The sequence below is a fragment of the Pseudomonas sp. NFX1 genome (assembly GCF_051123555.1).
GTDB classification, from domain to species: Bacteria; Pseudomonadota; Gammaproteobacteria; order Pseudomonadales; family Pseudomonadaceae; genus Aquipseudomonas; species Aquipseudomonas capeferrum.
Genome location: NZ_CP169366.1, coordinates 1278871 through 1298607, shown reverse-complemented (window position 1 = coordinate 1298607; position 19737 = coordinate 1278871). Strand labels below are relative to the sequence as shown.

The following is a 19737-nucleotide window of genomic DNA, read 5'->3' as shown; positions in this document are numbered from 1 at the left end:
GTCAGGCTACCGCCCGCCACATGGCGCACAACGGGTCGGCTTCGCTGGCCGGTTGGCACAGCTGCACCGCCGCCAATTGCGGCACGTCGCCCCGGCCGGGCGCATGCAGGTACACCCGTGGCAGATGCTCCCCGTACAACTCGCAGGTGCGTTCGATCAGCGCCTGCAAGGCCTGGTCGTTGTCGGCACAGCCTTGCGCCAGCACCTGCTGCCAGGCCCCCCCGGCGGCCAGTAGCAGCACGCTGCGGCGTGGCTCGGCGAGGACGAACAGGAAGTCACCCTGCCCCAGCTGCGCCGAGCAACGGTTGTAGGCGGCCATCAGGTACGGCTGCACCGAACGCAGCTGCAGCCGGCTTTCTCGCCCCAGTGCCTGCAGCCGTTGTAGCAAGGCCTCCGGCAGCGCCGTGGCAATGCGTGCGGCGCCTGCCGGCTCTGGCGAGAGGACGATGCGCCAGTCGCCCAGCGACTGCCCATAGAGGTTTTCAAAACAGGCCCGCGCATAGGCATCGAGTTCGCGCGGGTGGCCGATGGCATCGCTCCAGGGCACCAGGCAGAAGCGGCTGTAGCGGGCCGACAGCAATACCCGCAACTGGGCACCGCGCACGGCGTGCTCGGCAAGCAGCGCGGCCAGCGCCTCGACGGCGGCCTCCCAGGCCGGTTGGGCCGCCTCGCAGCTGAACGCGCGGCTGCCCAGCCACTGCTGTTGGTTGGCGTGCCAGCGGCCCAGGCCTACACCCTCGGCGCCGAGCACGGCACAGTATCTATGAGCACCACGATCACGCGATAAATGTGACACGGTTGATCTCCTCAAGGGTGGTGCGGCCTTCACGGACCAGGTCCAGGGCCGAGGCGCGCAGCAAGCGCAGGCCGCGCTGGCAGGCAAGTGTCTTGATCTGCGACAGGGGGCGGCGTTCGACGATCATCTGCCGCAGGTCGTCGTCCAGGTGCAGCAGCTCGGCAATGGCACTGCGGCCGCGATAGCCACTGCCGCGGCACTGCCCGCAACCCTGGGCGCGGACAAACGTCCAGCCGGCCACGGCGGCGCGGGTCAGGCCTGAGGCCTGCAGGGTTTCATCGTCCGCCTCGCAGGCTGTGGCGCAGTGCGGGCAGGCCAGGCGAATCAGGCGCTGGGCCAGGATGGCGTTGAGCGCCGAGACGAAGCTGTAGGGGTCGACCTGCATCTGGCTGAAGCGGCCGATCACATCGAAGACGTTGTTGGCGTGAATGGTGGTGAACACCAGGTGCCCGGTCAGGGACGACTGCACGGCAATCTGAGCGGTGTCGGGGTCGCGGATCTCGCCAACCAGGATCTTGTCCGGGTCGTGGCGCAGAATCGAACGCAGGCCGCGGGCAAAGGTCAGGCCCTTCTTTTCGTTGACCGGGATCTGCAATACACCGGGCAGTTGATATTCGACCGGGTCTTCGATGGTGATGATCTTGTCCACGCCATGGTTGATCTCGCTGATCATGGCGTACAGGGTGGTGGTCTTGCCGCTGCCGGTGGGGCCGGTGACCAGGATCATGCCGTAGGGCTCGGCGGCCAGCCGGCGCAGGGCGCGCAGGGTGTCGTCGGCAAAACCCAGGGCCTGCAGCTGCACACCACTGACCTTGTCGGACAGGTCCTGTTTGTCGAGCACCCGCAGCACGGCGTCTTCACCAAAAATGCTGGGCATGATCGAGACGCGGAAGTCGATCTGCCGTTCGCCCACGGCAACCTTGAACCGGCCGTCCTGGGGCACGCGCTTCTCACCGATGTCGAGCTCGGCCATGACCTTGATGCGCGAGATCACCTGGTCGGCGAAAGCGCTGCCGCTGGCCTTGCCGGCACCGTTGAGCACACCGTCGATGCGGTACTTGATGGTCAGGCCCTGGCCGGTCATGCCCAGGTGGATGTCGCTGGCGTGCAGCTTGAGGGCGTCATAGAGGGTCGAGTTGACCAGCTTCACTACCCGGCTCTGGTCTTCGCTGATGCTGGTCAGCGACAGGCGTTGCAGCGGGTCGCTTTCGCTGCTGGCTTCGCTGTCGTGGTCAAGGGCATCGACGGCATGGAAGCTTTCTTCGTGGCGGGCCAGAAACGTCGCCAGCTCGGCGGCGTGGGCCAGGTACAGTGGCGCGCCTTGCAGCACATCGTCGATCCAGGCCAGGCGGGAAGAGTCGAAGGGGTCGGCGAACACGCCCAGCAGTTCGCCTTCGCGCTCGATCAGCACGAATTCGCGTTTCAGGCTCTGGGCCAGGCTGACCTTGTCGAAGCGTGGGCTGCTGGCCAGCAGGGCCTGGCTGTGCAGCACCGGGTAATGCAGGGTGATGCCCAGGCGATGGGTGAAGGTGTCTGGGCTGTCGTTGGCCAGGCGTTCCAGGCAGTTGAGCAGGCGTTCGTCACCGGCTTGCAGACGGGCCTGGGCCAGCAGGTCACGCGGATAGGCGCACAGTGGCTGTGCTGGCTGCAGGGGTGTGGCGGCTGTATCGACTGCTTCGGACATGGCCTGCGACTCCGCTCAGGGGGCGCGTCGCAGGCTGGCTCAGCCAGGGTAGCGGGCGCCGCTATTCCCCTGTGAGCAGTTGTTCGTCGTCAGCACCTGGGGGCTTTGCGCCATTGCGGCGGCGGTCGGCCAGTACCCAGCTACCATCGTACAACTGCAGGGGGAACGATTCGTTCCTGGTCTGGCGTCGTTCGACGAACCCTTCTGCCGGGTTGTCCGTGGCCCTGCGCCGGCGCTCGATGCCCATCAGGTCGAAGATCGCGCGGGCCAGTTCCGCCAACGGGAACGGCTTGAACAGGACATGGGTCACACCAAGTTCGGCGGCGCGCTCACGGACCTCGGCGGTCGGGTGAGCGGTGATCAGCACGAAATGGCACTGCCTGTTCTTGCGCACGGTCTCCAGAACCTGAAACCCCTCCATGTCGGGCAAGCGGTAATCCAGCACGATCACTTGCGGTGCCAGGCTTTCAGCCTGCTCGATACCACTGGCACCGTCGTGGGCAACATGAACATCCAGGCCTTGCGCCTGCAGATACGCTTGCAGGTTCTGCGCAAGGGTCTGTTCGTCATCGACTACCAATACTCTGTTCACCAAGGTCGACTCCCCAATACTGCCCGGTTACCCGGTCTGCGAAGTGCGGCCTCGATAAGGCTTGAGCAGGCTTCGTGCCAGGCGTGAATAGTCATGCTGCACCGCTGTAAGTCGTTGATCTGGCAAGGCTGCCCGAGGGCGCCCAGTCTGCTGCGCGCAGCCAGGCTCGCCCAGTTCCCCACATCCGGGGAACCTGATGGCACTTTGCCAAGTCGTTATCCCCCAGCTTTGGGGGAACACCGTCGAGGGCCTCAGTCGGCGATTTCCACTTTAGCGGATTCGCGCAAACGTTGGCGCACGGTTTGCCGAGCCTGCGCCTGCAATTGGCCGGTAAGCGTGGCCCTGGCCAAGCGCAGGCCCTGTTCCCGTATGACAGAAGGATTATCACTTTGGTTCTGCGCTCCTTGCAGGGTTTGCCGATTGGCCTCGTAGAAGGCCTGTACTTGTGCCTGGCTGGGCGCGTCGACCGCGCTTAGCTGGGCATACAGCTGCTGCGCTGCCATCTCGTGACGCATGTATTGAGCGTACTCTGCCCTATCGAAACCCGCCTCTGCCAGCCGCCGCTCGAACACTGTCGGGCTGCCGAACGCAGCCTCCACTTCGCCGACATGGGCAGCCACCTGCGCGTCACTGATGGCGATACCCTGGCGCTGGGCTTCCTGCCACAACAGCTCCTTGTCGATCAGTTCATCCAGGGCCTGGTCGCGCAGGCGCTTGTACAGGGTCGGGTTGCGGATGCTGGCCACCGCCCGCCCCTGGGCTTCGAGGTATTCCGTGAAGTAACGCTCCAGGCGCATGGCATCGATCTGCACACCGTTCACCCGCGCTGCCGGCACATCGGCCCAGCTCGCCGTGGTGGTCAGCAACAACAGGCACAACAACAGGGTACGCATGGCAACCTCCGCTCAAAGGGCGTCCGGCACAGGCCGGTACGGGGTAACCGAGGTGAATCGCGGCCCGGGCAAGGCCACTGCCACCACATGGGCACCGGCCATGCCCTGCCGACGGCCGGGGCCAAAGCCCAGGGCCGGGGTCAGGCCGGTCGTGACATCGTGCAGGCCTTCCAGGGCCGTGATCATCTGCTCGCGGCTGGCATCCCGGCCAATCTGCTTGAGGGCTTCGGTGAGCAGGCGCAGGGCGCACAGGGTATTCACCTGCAAGGACGCCTGGCGTGGGTCGAGGCCCTGGCGTTGCTGCAGGCCGGCCAGGGTTGCCAGGCCCTGCTCGGTCCAGTCTTCGGGTACGAACGGATAAGCCAGGAAGACCCGTTGCGACCACTGCTCAGACAGGCTTGCCAGCCCCCCGACCACCTGGCTGGAGGCCGCGAACAGGTAGGGTTTGCGGCCTGCCGCCTGCAGCGCTGCGGCCAGTTCGGCAAAGGCCTGGGCGCGGCCGAGAAAGACGATGCCCTGGCCGTCCACGGCCTGGCCATCGAAGGCCTGGATGGCGCCAGGTGCCCAGCCTTGCTGCACAAGCTGCTCGCGTACCTGTTCGGCCAGCGGCGCCTGCTCGTTACCGGCGTAGACCACGCGCAGGCCATCCGGGCCAAGGCCCAAGGCTTCGCGGGCATGGCCGGCCAGGCTCAGCAGTTGCACGGGCAAGCCCGGCAGGGGGTCGAAGATCTGCGCACTGCCGCCACTGCGCGGGGTGCTGCCGATCAGCGGCACATTCTGTTGCGCCAGCACGGGCGCCAGACGCTGGTCAAGCATCGGTGCCAGGGGGGTGATCAGGCTGAACACCTGCTCGTGTTCCAACAGCTGGCGCAGGGCCTGTTCGGCGCTGTGCGGGTCGCTGCCGGGGTCGAGCACCACCAGCTCCAGGCGCCGTCCATGCACACCGCCTTGCTGATTGAGTTGCGCCAGGCCGTCTTCAAGCACCGCGCGCACCACATGCCCCGCTTCGGCCAGCGGCCCGGAAGCGGGGAGCAACGTCCCCAGCCGCAGTACGCCCTCCTCCACGCCCGGGTCGCGGTCCTCGGCCAGGCGTTTGAGGTAGGCCGTGAGGTTGCGCTGGTCGGCCAGGGTCAGCTCGAAACGCGGCATGGCGGCGTCGAGGTGGTTGCCGGCAGGGTCCACGCCCTGCTGGATCGCCCTGGCCAGGCTGGCGTCGGTGTAACCCGGGTAACTGCGCCCGTTGGCCTGGCGCTCGCCGTGGCCCAGTGCCAGGCGCTGCCAGTCAAGGCTCGGTGGGCGAACACCGCCCTCGGCGCGGCCGCGCCCGTCGCTGCCGTGGCAACTGGCGCAGGGCAGCACGCTGGCCGGCACGCTCATGTCGCTGGCGCCCACCCGCGCCAGCAATTGCGCGTCACTGCTCGACAGGCCTTCGCGGTACAGGCGTTTGCCGGCCTGTTCGTGCTCGGTGAGGTCGAGGGCGAAGGCTGAGCTGGCAAGGCTTAAACCTAGCGCCAACAGCAGGGCGTTGTATGCGCGGCCAAACCCGCCTGCACTCATGATGGTCACCGACCTGCCAGCGGTTGGGTCAGCAGCTGCATGCGCTGGGCGATCGCCACAGGTGGTGCATCCGGACGAATCTTGCTCCAGCGCTTGCCTGCCACGTCACCGGCAATCAGCTGCGTGGAATGCTGCTCGGGGCTGGGCAGGAACTGGCCGATACGGCCCAGTACCAGGTCGACACTGGCCTTGTCACCCGTCAGGAACAACCAGTTGGGGCCATCCACGCCCTGCTTCTGGGCAAAGGCCTTGAGTGCCGCCGGGGTGTCGTTGAGCGGGTCGCTGCTGATCGAGACGAAGGTCACCTGCCCTGCCAAGACCGGCCCCATGGCCTCACGCACCTCCCGCAGCTTGCGGGTGATCAGCGGGCAAGCATCGGTGCAGTGGGTGAAGATCACGTTGAGCATCACCACCTTGTCCTTGAGCACATCGCTGTAAAAGCGCAGCTCGCGGCCGTTCTGGTCCTTGAGCACGGTATCGGTGAACCAGGTCTGTGCATCGCGGGTACCGCCGCCACTGCTCATCGCCTGGGGCGCGGGCTGTGGTTCGGGGGCCTGGGGCGCATGGCCGTCATGGGCGAAGGCCACCGAGGCGAGAATCCACAGGCAGCCGCCCAGTACCAGCCAGTCGAAACTGCGCATCCCGACGCGGCGAGAAGTCGAATGGCTCATGGTTGCACCTCGTTATGGTCGGCGATGGGTTCGGCGCTGTGCTCGGCAATGGCCGTGCTTTTGGCATGCACCCGGCGGGCGCTCAGGCGGTTGATCTCCGCGACCAATACCGCCGGGTCGGTGAAGCCGTAGTAGCGGGTCCAGTGCCCGCTGCGGCCATCACCCACCAGGATCAGCGGCGGATGCTGGCTCAGGTCGGCACTGAAGCTGCCCAGGCCCTTGAGGGTTTCGGTGATGGCGTACGGCGTGCCGGTCAGCCAGCTCCAGCCTGGCCCTTTCTGAAAGGCCTTGGCGTAGTGCTGCAGGCGCTTGGCGTCATCGCGCTGCGGGTCGACGCTGATCGACACCAGGTGGATCTCCTCGCCGACACGGCCGCCCAACTGCTGCTGGACCTTGCCCATGATCGACGACACCACCGGGCACACCGTGGTGCAGCTGGTGTAGATGAACCCCATCACCACCAGGTGATCCCCGACCAGGTCCTTCTCCAGGCGCACCGGCATGCCATCCTGGTCGAGCAGCGAGACATCGGCGAAGCGCAGGCTGGCCTTCTCCTGTCGCGCGGCGGGCGGTTGCTCGGCAGGGCCATCGTGGTCATGCCCGGCATGGGCCAGGGCCAGGTTGCTGGACAACAACAGTGGCAGCGCCAGGCTCAGGCCCAGCCGTGTAAAAGCATGCTTGGCGTTCATCGCACACTCCTTATTTGCATCTGGGTAGCGTCCCCTTGGGCAGCCGTGGAGACCGAAGCCGGCAGGACGCGCAGGCTGGTGTAGTTTTCTTCGGCAAACTTGCGGCCAAGCGACGGCGACTGCACATGCAGGTACCAGGCGCCGGCTTCAGGCAGGGTCAATGCAGCCTGGTAGATGCCCTCGCCCACTTCTACGAGGCGCAGGTTGCGCGGCATCGACGACGGCGCCAGGAAATAGCGCAGGCTCAGGTCGCTCAGGCCAAGCCGCGGCTCGCCGTCATCGCCAACGATGCGCACCCGCGCGGTGAAGGCGCTGTGCTGCGGCAGCGGCTGTTCAAGGCCGAGAAACTCGGCATGCGCGCCCTTGTGCTTGCGGGCATTCGGCGCTGCGGCGACATCGGTGCTGAAGCAGTGAATGATCTGCGGCTGGTTGAGCAGGAAGGCCACGTCGAACTTGCCGGCTGCCGGCATTTTCACCGTCGAGCCGTACACCCCCGGGGCCACCTCGCGCAGGCTGCGGTCGACGACGATGGCGGCGCGGGCCTGATGGCCGCGGTTGTTGTAGCCGGACATCGGCGCGTTCATGCCCTCGGCGTAGAAGTAGGTGGTGTTGTCCACCGGGTTGACCACGAACACCGAGTTGTCGTCACGCGATACCGACAGCCCCTGGGCCAGCGGCAGGTCGCCGGCCTGGCGCGGCGCGGCGGGGCCTGCGTCGAAGCCTTGGACGATCGGCGAACGCCCCTGCCCAAGGCTGCCCAGGTTGATCATGCTGACCCTCGGCGAGGCCAGGCCCCGCACGTAGGCATAGCCCTTGGTGAAGGTCAGCTGATACGGTTCGGCCGCCACCGGGATGCGGTGGATCAGCGTGTCGGTACTGGCGTCGATCACCAGGGCTTGGTTTTCCAGGGTGTTGAGCACGATGCCGTAACGCCCGTCACTGCTGAAGCGCATCGGGCCCAGGCCTTGTTCAGCCGTGAGGGTGTGGCGCAATTGATGGCTACGGCCATCGAATACCCGCACCGTGCCTTCCCTGCCGTCGACCACGTAGACCGCCTGGGACAACGCCGAGTAGCTCACCGACAGCGGGTGCGGGCCCACCTCCAGGGTCTTGGCCAGGCGCATTTCGGGGATGTCGATGATGCTCAGGGTGCCGCTGTCGCGGTTGCTGACGTAGGCGTAGTGCGAGTCGCTGCTGAAGGCGATCTCGTGGTGCCCGGAGCCGGTGGCGAAGGACTTGAGCGTACTGCGCCCGGGCACATCGATCACCGTTACCCCACCCTTGGCCGGGTCACTGCTGTTGTTGCCCACCCAAAGCCGGTGCTGGTCGGGTTGCAGCACCACCCGTGTCGATTGCTCGCCGGCGTCCAGGTCCGCCACGCGGGTGAAGGTTTCGGTGTCGATCACCGACACCTTGCCGCGTTCGGGGATCGACACGAACACCTGTTTGTCGTCGCCGGTGGCTGCCCAGTCCATGGGGCTGCCCGGCAATTCGATGCGGGCCATGGTGCTGGTGACACCGCCCACCGACACCGTCGGGTCGATCACCGTCAGGCTGGCGTCCTTGTTCAGCATCAACAGGAAGTAGCTGTTGAGGTCGAGCAGCGGCCGGGCGCCAATGCTGCTTTTCAAGAACAGTGCGACACGGGCCTTGCAGCTTTGGTCGCGGTCGCCAACCGGTGCCGACTGGGCCGGGTCGATCCAGGCCCCCGGCGCCATGCCCGACAGCGGCTGGCCGCTGGTCTGGTCGCTGACCTTGAAGCGAATGCTGGCAAAGGCGCCTTCGCGCAGCTCGCCCCCGGCCAGCGGGCGGGCCTCGAACTCCACGGTCACGCCGTCCCGGCTGAGCCGATGCAGGGCCTGCGGGTCGGCAGGCTCCTGCAACAGCTCGCGCGGGTCGCACCAGAGTTTTTCATAGGCAACGCCCAGGCCGATCAGCGCTACCCCCAGCAGTACCCCCAAGTAAGCAGGGCGAGTCTTCTTGTTCATGCTCGCGCTCCCATGTCGTTATTGTGCTGCAGCCGTTGCCGGCGGCGCTTCGTTGGTTACCCGCAAGATCCCCCACAGCCCCGAGAGGTTGCCGTAGGCGGCGTAGTCGCGGAACAGGTAGTCCCCCGGCACCGCGTTGGCCCCGCCTGCGCTGGGCAGCATGAAGCTGAAGTGCGCCGCCGGCAGTACGCTTTCCTGGGCACCGATGTAGATGGACATCGGGTTGTAGCCGAAGCGCACCGAGCCGATGCCAGGCAGGCTCATCGGGTAGCCATCGGCGTCGTTCTTCTCGGCCTGGTAGGCGTGCAGCGGCCACAGGTGCCCGTCCAGCTGGTAGGTGATACCGCGGCTGCCACCGCTTGGCATCAGCACATGGCTGCGCGCCGGCTGGCCAGGCTTGGCCCACAGCACCGGCGTTTGCGGGTCGCCACCGACCAGGGCGTTGCTGTAGGCCATGTGGGCATTTGGCACATCGGCAAAGCCATTGCCGTCGGCGTGGCCGAAGGGTGCGTCCGGCGCCATGCCGAAGCGCAGCCACAACGGTTCGGTCTTGTAGTTCATGGCCATGTTGCCGTTGTCTTTAGGGTCGCCCGGCACGCCATTGCCCTCGGTGGCGATACCTTCCACAGGCCGGCCATCAGCCCAGCGCATGTTCATCGAGCGCTGCCACACCGTGACAAAGTCGCGGTAGTCGGGCTGGCCGCTGACTTTCACGGTCGCCTGGGCACGGCTGGCGGTGTCCTCGGTGAAGGTGGCAGCCTGCGGCAGGATGCTCATGGCACCCACCAGGCCTTTTTGTGGTTGCTTGATGAAGTCCGACGGGGTCAGGTTGAGGCCGCCGAACTCGATCGCCGTGGTGTTGATGTTGTCTACCGTACGGCCCAGTTGCAGCACCGGTTTACCTTCGCGCTCCAGGTGGCCGGCGTAGTACTGGTACACCTTGGACGGGTAGGCGCCGCTGTTGCCGGCCCGCGGCGGCACGGTCTGCACCGGGTTGAGGCCAACGTTGGCACCGTCGGACTTGGTGATGTCGTAGGCCAGCAACTGGGCATGCAGGCCCACATGGCTGGAAGGCCGCATCAGGTTGTTGTTGAAGGCGGTGGAGCCTTCGCTGCCGTTGCGGTCACGTTTGACCACGTTCTGCATCACTGCGGTGCTCGGCAGGTCGGGCATCACCAGCGGCAGGCGGTTTTCCAAGGTGATGCTGATGCAGTCACCGGCGCTGGCGCGCAGCACCAGCGGCTCTACCGGCACGCCGGGCTTGAGCTTGCCGGTACTGGCATCCAGGTCTGCCTTGCGCACATACAGCACAGCGGTCGGATCGTGCAGCGGCGCGCTGTGGCCGCCGACGGTGAAGGTGGTGCCGTCCTCCTCGTCGACCACCGTGACCTGCGGGATGCTGGTGGTGCGGCTGTTGAACACCAGGGTGCCGCCGGCGGCCTTGAGCGGGCCACCGACATGCTGGCCAACCCCCGCCGGGTCGGCGATGCTGACGCCGTGGCGGTTCTCAAGGATGTCGTTGGCCAGTGCGGCGACGATCTCGTAGTTGCGCTTGACCGTCGCCCGGGTGCCGATGCCATTGACGTTGGCCGTGGTTTTCGGGCAGATGCCGTCAAAGTTCACGGTGTTGCGCATGGCCACCGGCTGCGGGTTGTTCGACAGCGGGAACAGGTCCGGGCGCAAGGTGGTGTAGTTGCGCATGATGCCCCAGATGCCATTCCAGTAGCCTTCCAGTGCCGCGTCCAGCGAGTACAGGTAGTCGCCGTTGGTGGCGGCGGAGCTGGAGATCATCGACACCGGCGCCATGAAGCCCAGTTGCTCGGAGATGCCGATCATCTGCGACGCTTTCCACCCCGAGTTGGAGCTGCTGCCAAAGCCCGAGCCGTTCTGCAGCCACTTGACCCCGTGCAAGGTGACGTTGTGCTCCTCTTCATGGCCACCGGCATGCATGCGCAGCCGCACGTTGTCGCCCGAGTAGGTGCGCAACATTGGCGTGAACGGGTCGCCGGGTTCGCTGCCGGCGGTGTTGATGTGCGGCGGGAATACCGTGGTGCCACCGGTGGGGCCCACCGCCGAGGTGATCGCCGAAGGCGCCATGTTCATCGCCGGGATCGCGCGGTCAATGCGGCTTTGCAAGGCATAGCTGAGGTCGCCGCCCAGGCCGTCGGCCTGCATGCCACGCTTGCCGTCCGGGGCCACCTTGTTGGGGTCGAACACCCGCAGGGCCAGCGGCTCGTTACGGTAGTTGACGACGAACATGCCAGGGTCATCCACCGAAATGGCCTGTGGGCACGGCCGGGTCGGGCACCCTGGGCTCAGCCCGCCACGCGACTCGACCACCGATTCGAGCAGCGACGAGGCCTTCTGCCGTACCGGTGGGTTGATGGCGTAGCGGAAGCTGTCGGCAGTGGCCGGGTACGACTGGCCATTGGGAATACCGTCTGGCCCCGCGCCAACGTACACGCCCGCTTCATAGGCATGCTGGAAGTCGCTGTACTCGAGGAAGAACTCGCGGTAGCTGTCGTTACGGCCATCGCCGTCATGGTCACCGGTCTTGATCACCGCCTGCCACGAGGTCGGCCCGCCGTCCTGGCGAGACGGGTTGTACAGCTGCTCGCCGGTTTCGGCGTGGTACCAGGTAGAGCCGGCAGGCTCGGCCAATACCGTGGCGTAAAGGCCCAACTGCTGGTGGGTCGATGGGCCAAGGTGGTCGTGGGTGAAGATGGTGCCCAGGCCACGGTCGACGTTATGCACGTTGACCACCGGGTCGGCGAACCAACGTTGCATCGCCGTGCGCGCGCCCACCCAGTCGGCCCGGCCGAAACGCCCGAAGTAAGGGTGTTGCTTGGCTTTCGGGCAGGCGGCGGTACCGTCCCGGCTGTCGCCTTCGGTACAACCGTTGTAGGCACGAATGGCATGCACGCGCTCGACCACGCTGCCGGGCGAGAGGATGCCGTCCTCGTAGTTCCAGCCGTTGGCCGAACCGTCGGCTGCGGTGAGGTCCCACTTGGGCAGGTGGATATGCTGGCCGATCACGTCGGTCGGGGTGCGTACCTGGTAGTCGTCCATCTCATAAATGGAGGGGATCAGGTTGGTGTGCTGGTACATGGTGCAGTCGAAAGTGTTCATGCGCATCACCAACGGCTCTGGCGGGCGCTGCTTGGTGATCACCGGCCAGGCATCTTCCCAGAGGGCGATGATGCGTGCCTGCGGGAAGTGGTAGCCGACCTTGTTATAGACCGCATCGAACTGGATATTGGCGCCCTTGTAGATGCGCGGGCGGTCGGCGGTGAAGGTGGAAGCGCCGCGGAAGTTCATGCCGGTCAGGCTCTCGCCGCTGGCGTACTCGCCCACACCCGACGACTGGGTGAGGCGCTTGCCACGGTCGTCCATGCAGGGTTCGAAGAACGGCGCACCGGCGGTCGGCAGGGCGCCGTTGGTGCGGAAGTTACGCGCCACCGGTTGGCTGCCGGGTATCAGCGCATAGCTGGGGTGCTCGGCCTTGGCGTGGAATTTCATGGCTGCCTGCTCGACTTCCGTGCCCTCTTCGGGCAGGTAGATCGGCTTGGCTTTGTGCACCACCTTGGAGAAATCCAGCTTGGTGGTGGTGGTCTGTGCTTCACCCCCTGCCGAAACACCATCCAGTGCATGCCGGCCGAGGCCACCATCCCAACCATCGACCTGGTTGGCGTCCAGGTTGGCCCACAGGGCGTTGCCGCTGTTCTTGAGTTGCTGGGCCAGTGCAGGGTCGAGCATGTCCAGCGGCGGGGTGGGAGGCCGTTGGCCGACACTGCTTTCCATGCCACCGATCCAGAACGGATAACCGGGGTTTTTCAAGGTGCCATCGGCGTTACGGTTGCTCTCGCTGCGGTCAACCAGTGCCAGCGAGCCGACGGCCTTGGGTTCAGCTACCCCATGGCCGTGGTCATCGTCGCCCTCCTCGCCGTCGTCATCCTCCTCGTCATTGGCTGCCACCCGTTGCTCGGCAAGTTTGGGTACCACGACCACCTTGCCCGGCATGGGCGCCATGGCTTTGCCAGGCAGCGGGACGATGGCGGGGATGGGGGTGCCGGCAATGATTTCACCGTCGGGCAAGGCCCGCGCGCCAACCGCCGGTTTGCCGCTGCGCAGGGCAAACGGGGTGCTGTGGTAGCCGTTCGCGGCCTGGCCACTGACCTCCAGCCGGGTGCCTTCCTCGAATACATCGTGCACCCTCCACATGGCCCACATGCCCTGGGCGAAGTGCGGGTAGAAGTGGCAGTGATAGATGGCATCGCCGGCCACCCGGTTACGGTTGCCAGAGCCACCGTTGGCGATCTCGTAGGTGTAGCCGATGCCCGGGCCGATACCCTGGGCGTCGACGTAGTCGGAGTTATCGTCGTTGGGGTTGAACAGCCATTGGTGCCCGTGCAAATGGAAGATGTGCTGTTCGTGACCGTTGTGCGTGTTGCGGAACTTGGTGAAGTCACCAATGTAGCTGTGGTGGACGTTGGCCGGTTCTGACGGGTACAGGGCCATGCTGGCCTTGACGCCGATGGCGCTGGCCGGCGGCGTCTCGCCTGGGCGGATGTTCTCCAGGCCAACGTTGGCCGGCACATCCACCAGCGTGCCGATATCGCCCACGGTGTGGGCGCTGAGGAAGAACTCCTCGTAGGCGCAGGACAAGCAGTCGTGCATCGGGCCCACGCCCAGGCGGTTGGCCACCACTTCGGCACCCATGCCCCCCGAGCCGTAGTTGATCATGAACGAATCACGGGTCGGCTCCAGTACATGGCCCATGATCGGGTCGGCCCAGTAACCGGGGAAGGCCTGGGTTGCGGCCACTTCGTCGGCGAACTGCGAGGCGAAATCACGGAACGCGTCCAGCCGGTTGGGCAGCGCCGGGTTACGTTTGTTGACGCTTTCCAGCGGATAGGTCGAACGCGGGAAGCTGCCATCGGGGTTGGGACCCATGACAATGGCATCGGTCTCGCTGTTGAGGATCTCGTTGCCATCGACCATGGCGATGATCGGTTTCCCGGCCTTGCCTTCGGTGATCCAGGGCTCGGCCTGCGGGTAGCGTGCCTGGTAATCGATAACCGGTTGGCCAGTGGCGGTGCGGCCGGTGCTGGCCAGGCGCATCTCTTCTTCTGTGAGGGTGTTGCGGAAGGTGCGCCCGCCTTTGGGCACCACCACCACCTGGCCGAACAAGCCATTGGCAACGTTACCGGCACCGCCCTGGCCGCCGAAGGTCGCGCCTTGGCTGGTGGCGGCGAACGCCCCTTCGCGTTCGGCATACAGGGTGTAGCTGCGGGTGTTGCCCGGTGACACCAGGAAGTTGCCGTTGCGGCCGGTGTTGGCAGCAATATCGCCAATGCTGTTGACCGCTTGCAGGCCGTTGACCTGGAAGCCTACGTGGCGGTCGCTGACTTGCTCATCGGCGACGAAGTGCTCACCGCCTTCGTTTTCGAATTCGGTTTCCGGCCCTTCCTCCTCCTCCCCTTCGGCCTCGTTCTCTTCGTGGTCGATGCCGTGCTTGTTGGGGTTGGCCTGGTAGGCCAGCAGGTTGGTCAGGTTGACGGTGAGGCAGTCGCCTGCGGCCACACGCAACACGATTGGCCGTGGGCGCTTGTCCGGGCGCAAGGTGACTTTGCCAGGCACGGCGGCGCCACCTTTGCCGAGCGGGACCTGGTGCTCGTCCACCACATCCTCGCGCAAGGCGAACATCATGCCATTGGCGTTTTGCGCGCCGAGGCGGTTGAACATCAGCGGCTGGTCCAGTGCCACCACATTGGCAACCAAGGTGCGCTGGCACTGCACAGCTGCCTCGCTGGTCGCTTCCCAGCCAAGCAGGGCCAGGAAGAATGATGACAGGACGGGGCCTTTGAGCGGGGTCGACATGCTGCACCTCCGGAACACAGGAACTCTGCGAGGAGGTTCAGCAAGGTATATGCCACATGTGAATTGCTATTAATTTCAGTGTGTTATGCGATCAACCGAAACAGATTGGGGAGGATTCCCCAACGGCTTTCCCCGATTCGGGGGATGGGGCTGCTGCGCAGCCCATCGCCTTAACCCATCAAGCCACGCACACAGAAATACAAGATCGAAGGCCCCATCAGGCAGCCCAGCCCGGTATGGAACGTCGCCGTCAACGCGCCGTAGGGCACCAGCCGCCGGTCCGTTGCCGCCAACCCCGCCGTCACCCCCGACACCGTCCCGGCCAAACCGCCGAACACCATGGCCGAACGCGGGTTGTCCAGGGCCAGCAGGCGCGCCGATACCGGCGTGAACACCATCACCAGAATCGCCTTGATCAACCCCGTGGCAATCGACAACGCCATCACATCGGAGCTGGCGCCTAGGGCCGCGCCCGTCACTGGCCCGACGATATAGGTGACGGCGCCCGCTCCGATGGTGGTCATGCTCACGGCATCGCGGTAACCGAACGCATAGGCGACCGCCGCACCGACGATAAACGGCAGCACCGTGCCCAGCAGCAACGCCACGGCGCCAATCATCCCGGCCTTGCGGGCTTCGGTGGCCTGCACTTCGAAGGCCGTGGCGACGATGGCGAAGTCTCGCAGCATCGCCCCGCCCATCAGGCCGATGCCTGAGAACAGCGCCATGTCCGCCAGGCCTTTTTGCCCGCCGGTAACAGTGCCGCCTACCCAGGCCAGCACCAGGCCGATGACGATGGCGATCGCCGAGCCGTGCACCCGGCCGAAGGTCAGGTATTTCGACATCAGTACCGACAACCACATGATCGCACCGACCACCGCGAAGGCCGTGATCAGGCCGTTGTGTTCCAGGGCATTGTCCATGATCGGCCACATGATCAACGACCTCCTGCAGGGGCAACCTGCACCGGGGCTTCGGGGGCAGGCTCAAGTGCGGGCAACGGTTCACCGCGGTGGCTGCGGCTGATCAGCGCGATGGTCGCACCGCACACCAGTACTGCGCCGATCGCCGCCAGCAACGCCACCGGCCCGCCATGCAGGGCGGTGACCACATTCTGCTGGGCGGCCATGGCCACCACCACAGGGATGTACATGGCGCCCCAGAAGCCGACGCCGAACTCGCACTCCTTGCTCATGCCGCCATGGCGCTGCCTGTACAACCGCGCACAGATCAGCAGGATCATGGCGATGCCGACCCCGCCCACATTGGATTTGACACCCAGCAGCACGCCCAGGAAGTCGCCGACGATGACGCCGGCAAGCGTGCATACCGCCAGCAGAGCCACACCATAGATAATCATTGTTGTTGTCCTCAGATAGTGTCGAAGTTGCTTGTTGTTGTTCTTCGTAAACACACACTTGCGCGGCTCACGCGGTCAATGTGGGAGTTGCCAGATTGTCGGGGCCGCTTTGCGGCCTTTCGCGACACAAGGCCGCGCCTACAGGCATCGCTCCAGCCTGCCATCATCGGTTCTGGGCCACCTCCTGGCGCAGCAGCGCGTCGAGGGTGTCTGGACGGGTGCCTTCCACGCTCACCACCCTGCCCTGTTCAAACACCGGCCGGGCCAGGCCGCTGAGCACACTGCCCGGCGGTATTTCCAGGTGCAGGCGTACCCCGCGTTCATAGGCGTTGCGCAACGTGGCACGCCAATCCACCACCTGTGCCATGTTGCCGGCCAGGTCGTCGCGCAAGCGCTGTGTATCGAAGATTGGCCGTGCACTGCTGCCACTCAGGTAGGTGATCGCAGGCCGGCGCAGCTCGACCGTGGCAAAGGCCTTGGCAAGCTCTGCAGCCGGGCCGGCGAGCAGCGGGCAATGGGATGGCACGCTCACCGCCAGGCGCCGTGCGACGCCTTGGCCCAGGCTGCGCGCGCGGCGTGCCACCGCGGCCATGGCCGCCTCGCTGCCGGCAATGACGATCTGGTTTTCACTGTTGAGATTGGCGACGTAGACCTCGCCGCCCACCGCCCTCAGCAAACGCTCGACGCTAGCCAGGTCGAGGCCGCTGAGTGCGGTCATACCGTAACCGTGCGGATAGGCGCACTGCATCAGCTCGCCACGCAGGGCCACCAGCCGCACAGCATCGGCGAACCCCAGGGCACCCGCCGCAACCGCAGCGGGATAGGCGCCAATCGACAGGCCGGCCACGTAGTCCGGCGCAGGGCTGCGCTGCATCAGCCAACGGGCCCAGGCAACCCCGCTCAGCAGCAGGCAAAGCTGCACCGCACGGGTGCCCTGCAGGGCCTCCTGGCTGTCCAGGCCCAGGGCGCTCTGGCCCAAGGTATCACTGGCCTCTTCCAGCAATTGACCGGCGTCGTCAGGCAGACGATGCAACATGCCCACCTGCTGAGCCCCTTGGCCGGGGAACGCGAACAGGCTGCTCATGCCGCGCACTCCAGGGCAGCCCAGGGGTCGCTGACCAGGCGCGCGCCGAGCGGCGATTTGAGCAGTACGCGCCGGGCAAAACCTGCCCATTCGCGCAGGGCGACGGCGCCTGCCGGTGTTTCCAGCTGCACATCGATACGGCACGGTGCGCAGTCGAGGATGTCCAGCAGTTCCAGGGCCTTTGCCCGTGTCAAAGGGTGCGGCGCACGCAGGACCAGGTCCAGATCGCTGGCCAGGTGCAACACGCCAATGCCCGTGGCCAACTGGTAGCCCACCCCGCCCGTCGGGCCCCAGGCCAGCCCGCAGGTGTCGAGCACCGGGGCCACCGAGGCCAAGGCCTGTAGCGCAGGCCAAAGGCTCGGCTCGCAACAACGCAATGCCTCAGGGCTTTGCAGACGCTGGATATCGCCCAGGCGCATCTGCGTGCCCAGCCGCTGATCCCGGCTTTGCCCGCGCACGCCCACCGCCACGCAGCCGTCCGCGCAGGCTGCACGGCGCACCACCACAGGTTGGCCGCTTGCCACCACCTGCAGCGCCCACTGCGGGGTATCGGCAGGCAGCGCAGACAGGGGCATCCCCCAGAGCAGGTCGTGTGGGCGTGGCGTGCTCATCTCAGGCCCCCTGCCACTGACGACGCAGGTGCTCGCGCACCTCGCGCGACGCCCGCCGGTTCTCGCCCGTCAGCCGCGATGACAGGTCGGTCGAGCTGCCGATATCGCGCACAGCGTCGGCCAGGCACGTACGCACCCGAGCCAGGTCGTCGGCGCTTGGCGTCTCGGCGTTGTCCACGCCAAGGCGTCGCCACAGCAAACCCAGCGAGGCGTAGCTGTCGAGGTCGTAAGCCATCGGCGGCACTTCGGCGGCCAGGGCTTCCAGCGCTTCGACGCTGCGCAGGGTAATGCGCGCGGCGGCGGCCTTGCCCATGGCATGCACCATCACCCCAGCGTCATCCAACGCGATCAGACGCTGGGCTTGATAACCATGCGCCAGAAAGGCACCCGACATCGCCTTGCCGACCAGCAAGCCAATCACCGGGTGCCCGGCCAGGCGCGCCTGGGCATACGCCTGCACCGCACCGGCCAGGGCCTGGTGAATGCCCAACGCTTCTTCGCGGCGGCCATAGGCCTGGCTCGGCACATCGATGACCGCGACAATCGCGCGCTTCTCGCCGTGGCGGTCGGCCTCGACCGCCTCGCTCACCGCCTTGGCCAACCCCCAGCCTTCCAGCAGGCCTACTTCACCCGCGCGGGCCCGGGGGAACGGGTTGTGCGCATCCGGCACCACAGCAATGAAGCGGGCCAGGCGGTTGTCCAGTTCGCCGTCGATCACCTGCAGCGACGCGGGGTAGCCCGACAACGCTTGGCCGCCGGCCAGGCCCGGCAGCCAGTTCGAGGCACGGTTCATTTGGCTTCTCCTTGATAGAGGGTGCGCACGGCGGCGGCATCCAGTTGCGGGCAGTCATCGCCCAGGCGCGACAGCCGCTCGAGGAACCAGGCATGGCGGCTGGCCCGGTCTGTTGCTGGGGTGTCGAGCAGTTGCAGAAGCTGCTGGCGGATGGCATCCACATCGTCGGCGACGTAGCCATCCACCAGCCCGCTGGCATGGCGCTGCTCGCCACCGGTGAGGCTCCAGATGAACGGCCGGTCCTTGGCGTCGTATTCGCCGATGCCCGCTTCCTGCTCGATCACCTGCGGGCCATTGAGGCCCAGGCGCGCCTCGCGGGTGACCAGCACGTGGCTGCACAGCCCGGCAGCGATGGACATGCCGCCGAAGCAGCCGACCGTACCTGCGATCAGGCCGATCACCGGCTGGTAGCTGCGCAACGCGACGATCGCGGCCTGGATCTCGGCAATCGCCGCCAGCCCAAGGTTGGCTTCCTGCAAGCGCACGCCACCGGTTTCCAGCAGCAACACGGCGCTGGTCGGGGTACCGTTGCGGTTGTCTTCGATGGCCAGCTCCAGCGCACCGGCGATCTTGGCCCCGCCCACCTCGCCCATGCTGCCGCCCTGGAAGCCCCCTTCGATAGCGGCGAGCACGGTATGGCGGCCGTTCAGGCGGCCCTTGGCGATGACCACGCCATCATCGGCCTGGGGCACGATGCCCTGGCGTGGCAGCCAGGGCGACATGAGCCGGTCGAACGGGCCCAGCAGTTCGCGGAAGCTACCCGGGTCGAGTACGGCGCGGGCCCGCTGGCGCGCGCCCAGTTCGACAAAGCTGCGGCTTTGCAGCAAGCGTTCGATGTCCGTCATGGGGCGATCTCCTCGAAGCCTTGCTCCAGCCGCAGGCGCACCACGCCAGGGGTGGCGCCGAAGTCATGGATGTCGATGTTCACAGCGGGCCATTGGCGGCCTTCGAACAGGCGCTGGAACAGTTGCGCCCAGCGGGCGCCGCTGCCGTTGACCGAGGTTACGACCTGAATCTGCAGGCTGCCGGCGGTGCCGGGCTCGATCAGCACCTCCAGGTCGCCGGAGCTGACGCAGCCCACCACGGTGCGGCCACGGCCAGGTTCGGCGGCGGCGAATTGAAAGGTCAGGGTTTCCATG

Annotated in this window: 16 protein-coding genes; all 16 read right to left on the bottom strand. The window is 66.2% G+C overall.

The annotated features are described in order from the left end of the window. Position 1: 1 nt before the first annotated feature. Positions 2 to 796: a hypothetical protein gene (locus tag DJ563_RS05745; RefSeq protein ID WP_434519008.1), complete on the bottom strand. Its 795-nt coding sequence runs from the start codon at positions 794 to 796 to the stop codon at positions 2 to 4. Further along, positions 777 to 2480: a GspE/PulE family protein gene (locus tag DJ563_RS05740; protein ID WP_434519007.1), complete on the bottom strand. Its 1704-nt coding sequence runs from the start codon at positions 2478 to 2480 to the stop codon at positions 777 to 779. The genes DJ563_RS05745 and DJ563_RS05740 overlap by 20 nt, the downstream gene beginning before the upstream one ends. A gap of 61 nt (positions 2481 to 2541) precedes the next feature. Beyond that, positions 2542 to 3075: a response regulator gene (locus DJ563_RS05735; RefSeq protein WP_033697588.1), complete on the bottom strand. Its 534-nt coding sequence runs from the start codon at positions 3073 to 3075 to the stop codon at positions 2542 to 2544. Positions 3076 to 3323: 248 nt separating this feature from the next. Beyond that, positions 3324 to 3965, bottom strand: a complete 642-nt coding sequence (locus tag DJ563_RS05730) for a SurA N-terminal domain-containing protein (RefSeq protein ID WP_274100152.1) — start codon at positions 3963 to 3965, stop codon at positions 3324 to 3326. 12 nt (positions 3966 to 3977) lie between these two features. Further along, positions 3978 to 5522 carry an ABC transporter substrate-binding protein gene (locus DJ563_RS05725; protein ID WP_434519697.1) on the bottom strand — a complete coding sequence of 515 codons (1545 nt, stop codon included), beginning with the start codon at positions 5520 to 5522 and terminating at the stop codon, positions 3978 to 3980. Positions 5523 to 5527: 5 nt separating this feature from the next. Continuing rightward, positions 5528 to 6193 carry an SCO family protein gene (locus DJ563_RS05720; RefSeq protein ID WP_033697584.1) on the bottom strand — a complete coding sequence of 222 codons (666 nt, stop codon included), beginning with the start codon at positions 6191 to 6193 and terminating at the stop codon, positions 5528 to 5530. Next, positions 6190 to 6882: an SCO family protein gene (locus DJ563_RS05715; RefSeq protein WP_434519006.1), complete on the bottom strand. Its 693-nt coding sequence runs from the start codon at positions 6880 to 6882 to the stop codon at positions 6190 to 6192. Before DJ563_RS05715 ends, DJ563_RS05720 begins: the two co-directional genes overlap by 4 nt. Beyond that, positions 6879 to 8870: a cytochrome D1 domain-containing protein gene (locus DJ563_RS05710; RefSeq protein WP_434519005.1), complete on the bottom strand. Its 1992-nt coding sequence runs from the start codon at positions 8868 to 8870 to the stop codon at positions 6879 to 6881. Before DJ563_RS05710 ends, DJ563_RS05715 begins: the two co-directional genes overlap by 4 nt. A gap of 18 nt (positions 8871 to 8888) precedes the next feature. Beyond that, complete coding sequence (gene mnxG, locus DJ563_RS05705) at positions 8889 to 14750, bottom strand: manganese-oxidizing multicopper oxidase MnxG (RefSeq protein ID WP_274100183.1); 5862 nt, start codon at positions 14748 to 14750, stop codon at positions 8889 to 8891. A gap of 170 nt (positions 14751 to 14920) precedes the next feature. Further along, positions 14921 to 15685, bottom strand: coding sequence for a malonate transporter subunit MadM (madM, locus tag DJ563_RS05700; RefSeq protein WP_033697574.1), 765 nt, complete (start codon positions 15683 to 15685; stop codon positions 14921 to 14923). 2 nt (positions 15686 to 15687) lie between these two features. Then, positions 15688 to 16110 carry a malonate transporter subunit MadL gene (gene madL, locus DJ563_RS05695; protein ID WP_274100184.1) on the bottom strand — a complete coding sequence of 141 codons (423 nt, stop codon included), beginning with the start codon at positions 16108 to 16110 and terminating at the stop codon, positions 15688 to 15690. Positions 16111 to 16273: 163 nt separating this feature from the next. Continuing rightward, a complete protein-coding gene (mdcH, locus tag DJ563_RS05690; protein ID WP_274100185.1) occupies positions 16274 to 17194 on the bottom strand; it encodes a malonate decarboxylase subunit epsilon in 921 nt (306 codons plus the stop codon). Continuing rightward, positions 17191 to 17805 carry a malonate decarboxylase holo-ACP synthase gene (locus tag DJ563_RS05685; protein WP_434519004.1) on the bottom strand — a complete coding sequence of 205 codons (615 nt, stop codon included), beginning with the start codon at positions 17803 to 17805 and terminating at the stop codon, positions 17191 to 17193. Before DJ563_RS05685 ends, mdcH begins: the two co-directional genes overlap by 4 nt. A 1-nt stretch (position 17806) precedes the next feature. Then, entirely contained in the window at positions 17807 to 18598 is a 792-nt protein-coding gene (gene mdcE, locus DJ563_RS05680) for a biotin-independent malonate decarboxylase subunit gamma (protein WP_434519003.1), read from the bottom strand. Next, positions 18595 to 19443 carry a biotin-independent malonate decarboxylase subunit beta gene (locus tag DJ563_RS05675; protein ID WP_434519002.1) on the bottom strand — a complete coding sequence of 283 codons (849 nt, stop codon included), beginning with the start codon at positions 19441 to 19443 and terminating at the stop codon, positions 18595 to 18597. Before DJ563_RS05675 ends, mdcE begins: the two co-directional genes overlap by 4 nt. Continuing rightward, positions 19440 to 19736: a malonate decarboxylase subunit delta gene (locus tag DJ563_RS05670; protein ID WP_033697564.1), complete on the bottom strand. Its 297-nt coding sequence runs from the start codon at positions 19734 to 19736 to the stop codon at positions 19440 to 19442. Before DJ563_RS05670 ends, DJ563_RS05675 begins: the two co-directional genes overlap by 4 nt. Between the last annotated feature and the right edge of the window lies 1 nt (position 19737).

Bases quoted from the DNA above. Each gene is read 5' to 3' on its own strand.
- DJ563_RS05740 (WP_434519007.1), bottom strand. From the start codon at position 2,480: ATGTCCGAAGCAGTCGATACAGCCGCCACACCCCTGCAGCCAGCACAG.
- DJ563_RS05730 (WP_274100152.1), bottom strand. From the start codon at position 3,965: ATGCGTACCCTGTTGTTGTGCCTGTTGTTGCTGACCACCACGGCGAGC.
- DJ563_RS05725 (WP_434519697.1), bottom strand. From the start codon at position 5,522: ATGAGTGCAGGCGGGTTTGGCCGCGCATACAACGCCCTGCTGTTGGCG.
- DJ563_RS05720 (WP_033697584.1), bottom strand. From the start codon at position 6,193: ATGAGCCATTCGACTTCTCGCCGCGTCGGGATGCGCAGTTTCGACTGG.
- DJ563_RS05715 (WP_434519006.1), bottom strand. From the start codon at position 6,882: ATGAACGCCAAGCATGCTTTTACACGGCTGGGCCTGAGCCTGGCGCTG.
- DJ563_RS05710 (WP_434519005.1), bottom strand. From the start codon at position 8,870: ATGAACAAGAAGACTCGCCCTGCTTACTTGGGGGTACTGCTGGGGGTA.
- mnxG (WP_274100183.1), bottom strand. From the start codon at position 14,750: ATGTCGACCCCGCTCAAAGGCCCCGTCCTGTCATCATTCTTCCTGGCC.
- madM (WP_033697574.1), bottom strand. From the start codon at position 15,685: ATGTGGCCGATCATGGACAATGCCCTGGAACACAACGGCCTGATCACG.
- madL (WP_274100184.1), bottom strand. From the start codon at position 16,110: ATGATTATCTATGGTGTGGCTCTGCTGGCGGTATGCACGCTTGCCGGC.
- mdcH (WP_274100185.1), bottom strand. From the start codon at position 17,194: ATGAGCAGCCTGTTCGCGTTCCCCGGCCAAGGGGCTCAGCAGGTGGGC.
- DJ563_RS05685 (WP_434519004.1), bottom strand. From the start codon at position 17,805: ATGAGCACGCCACGCCCACACGACCTGCTCTGGGGGATGCCCCTGTCT.
- mdcE (WP_434519003.1), bottom strand. From the start codon at position 18,598: ATGAACCGTGCCTCGAACTGGCTGCCGGGCCTGGCCGGCGGCCAAGCG.
- DJ563_RS05675 (WP_434519002.1), bottom strand. From the start codon at position 19,443: ATGACGGACATCGAACGCTTGCTGCAAAGCCGCAGCTTTGTCGAACTG.
- DJ563_RS05670 (WP_033697564.1), bottom strand. From the start codon at position 19,736: ATGGAAACCCTGACCTTTCAATTCGCCGCCGCCGAACCTGGCCGTGGC.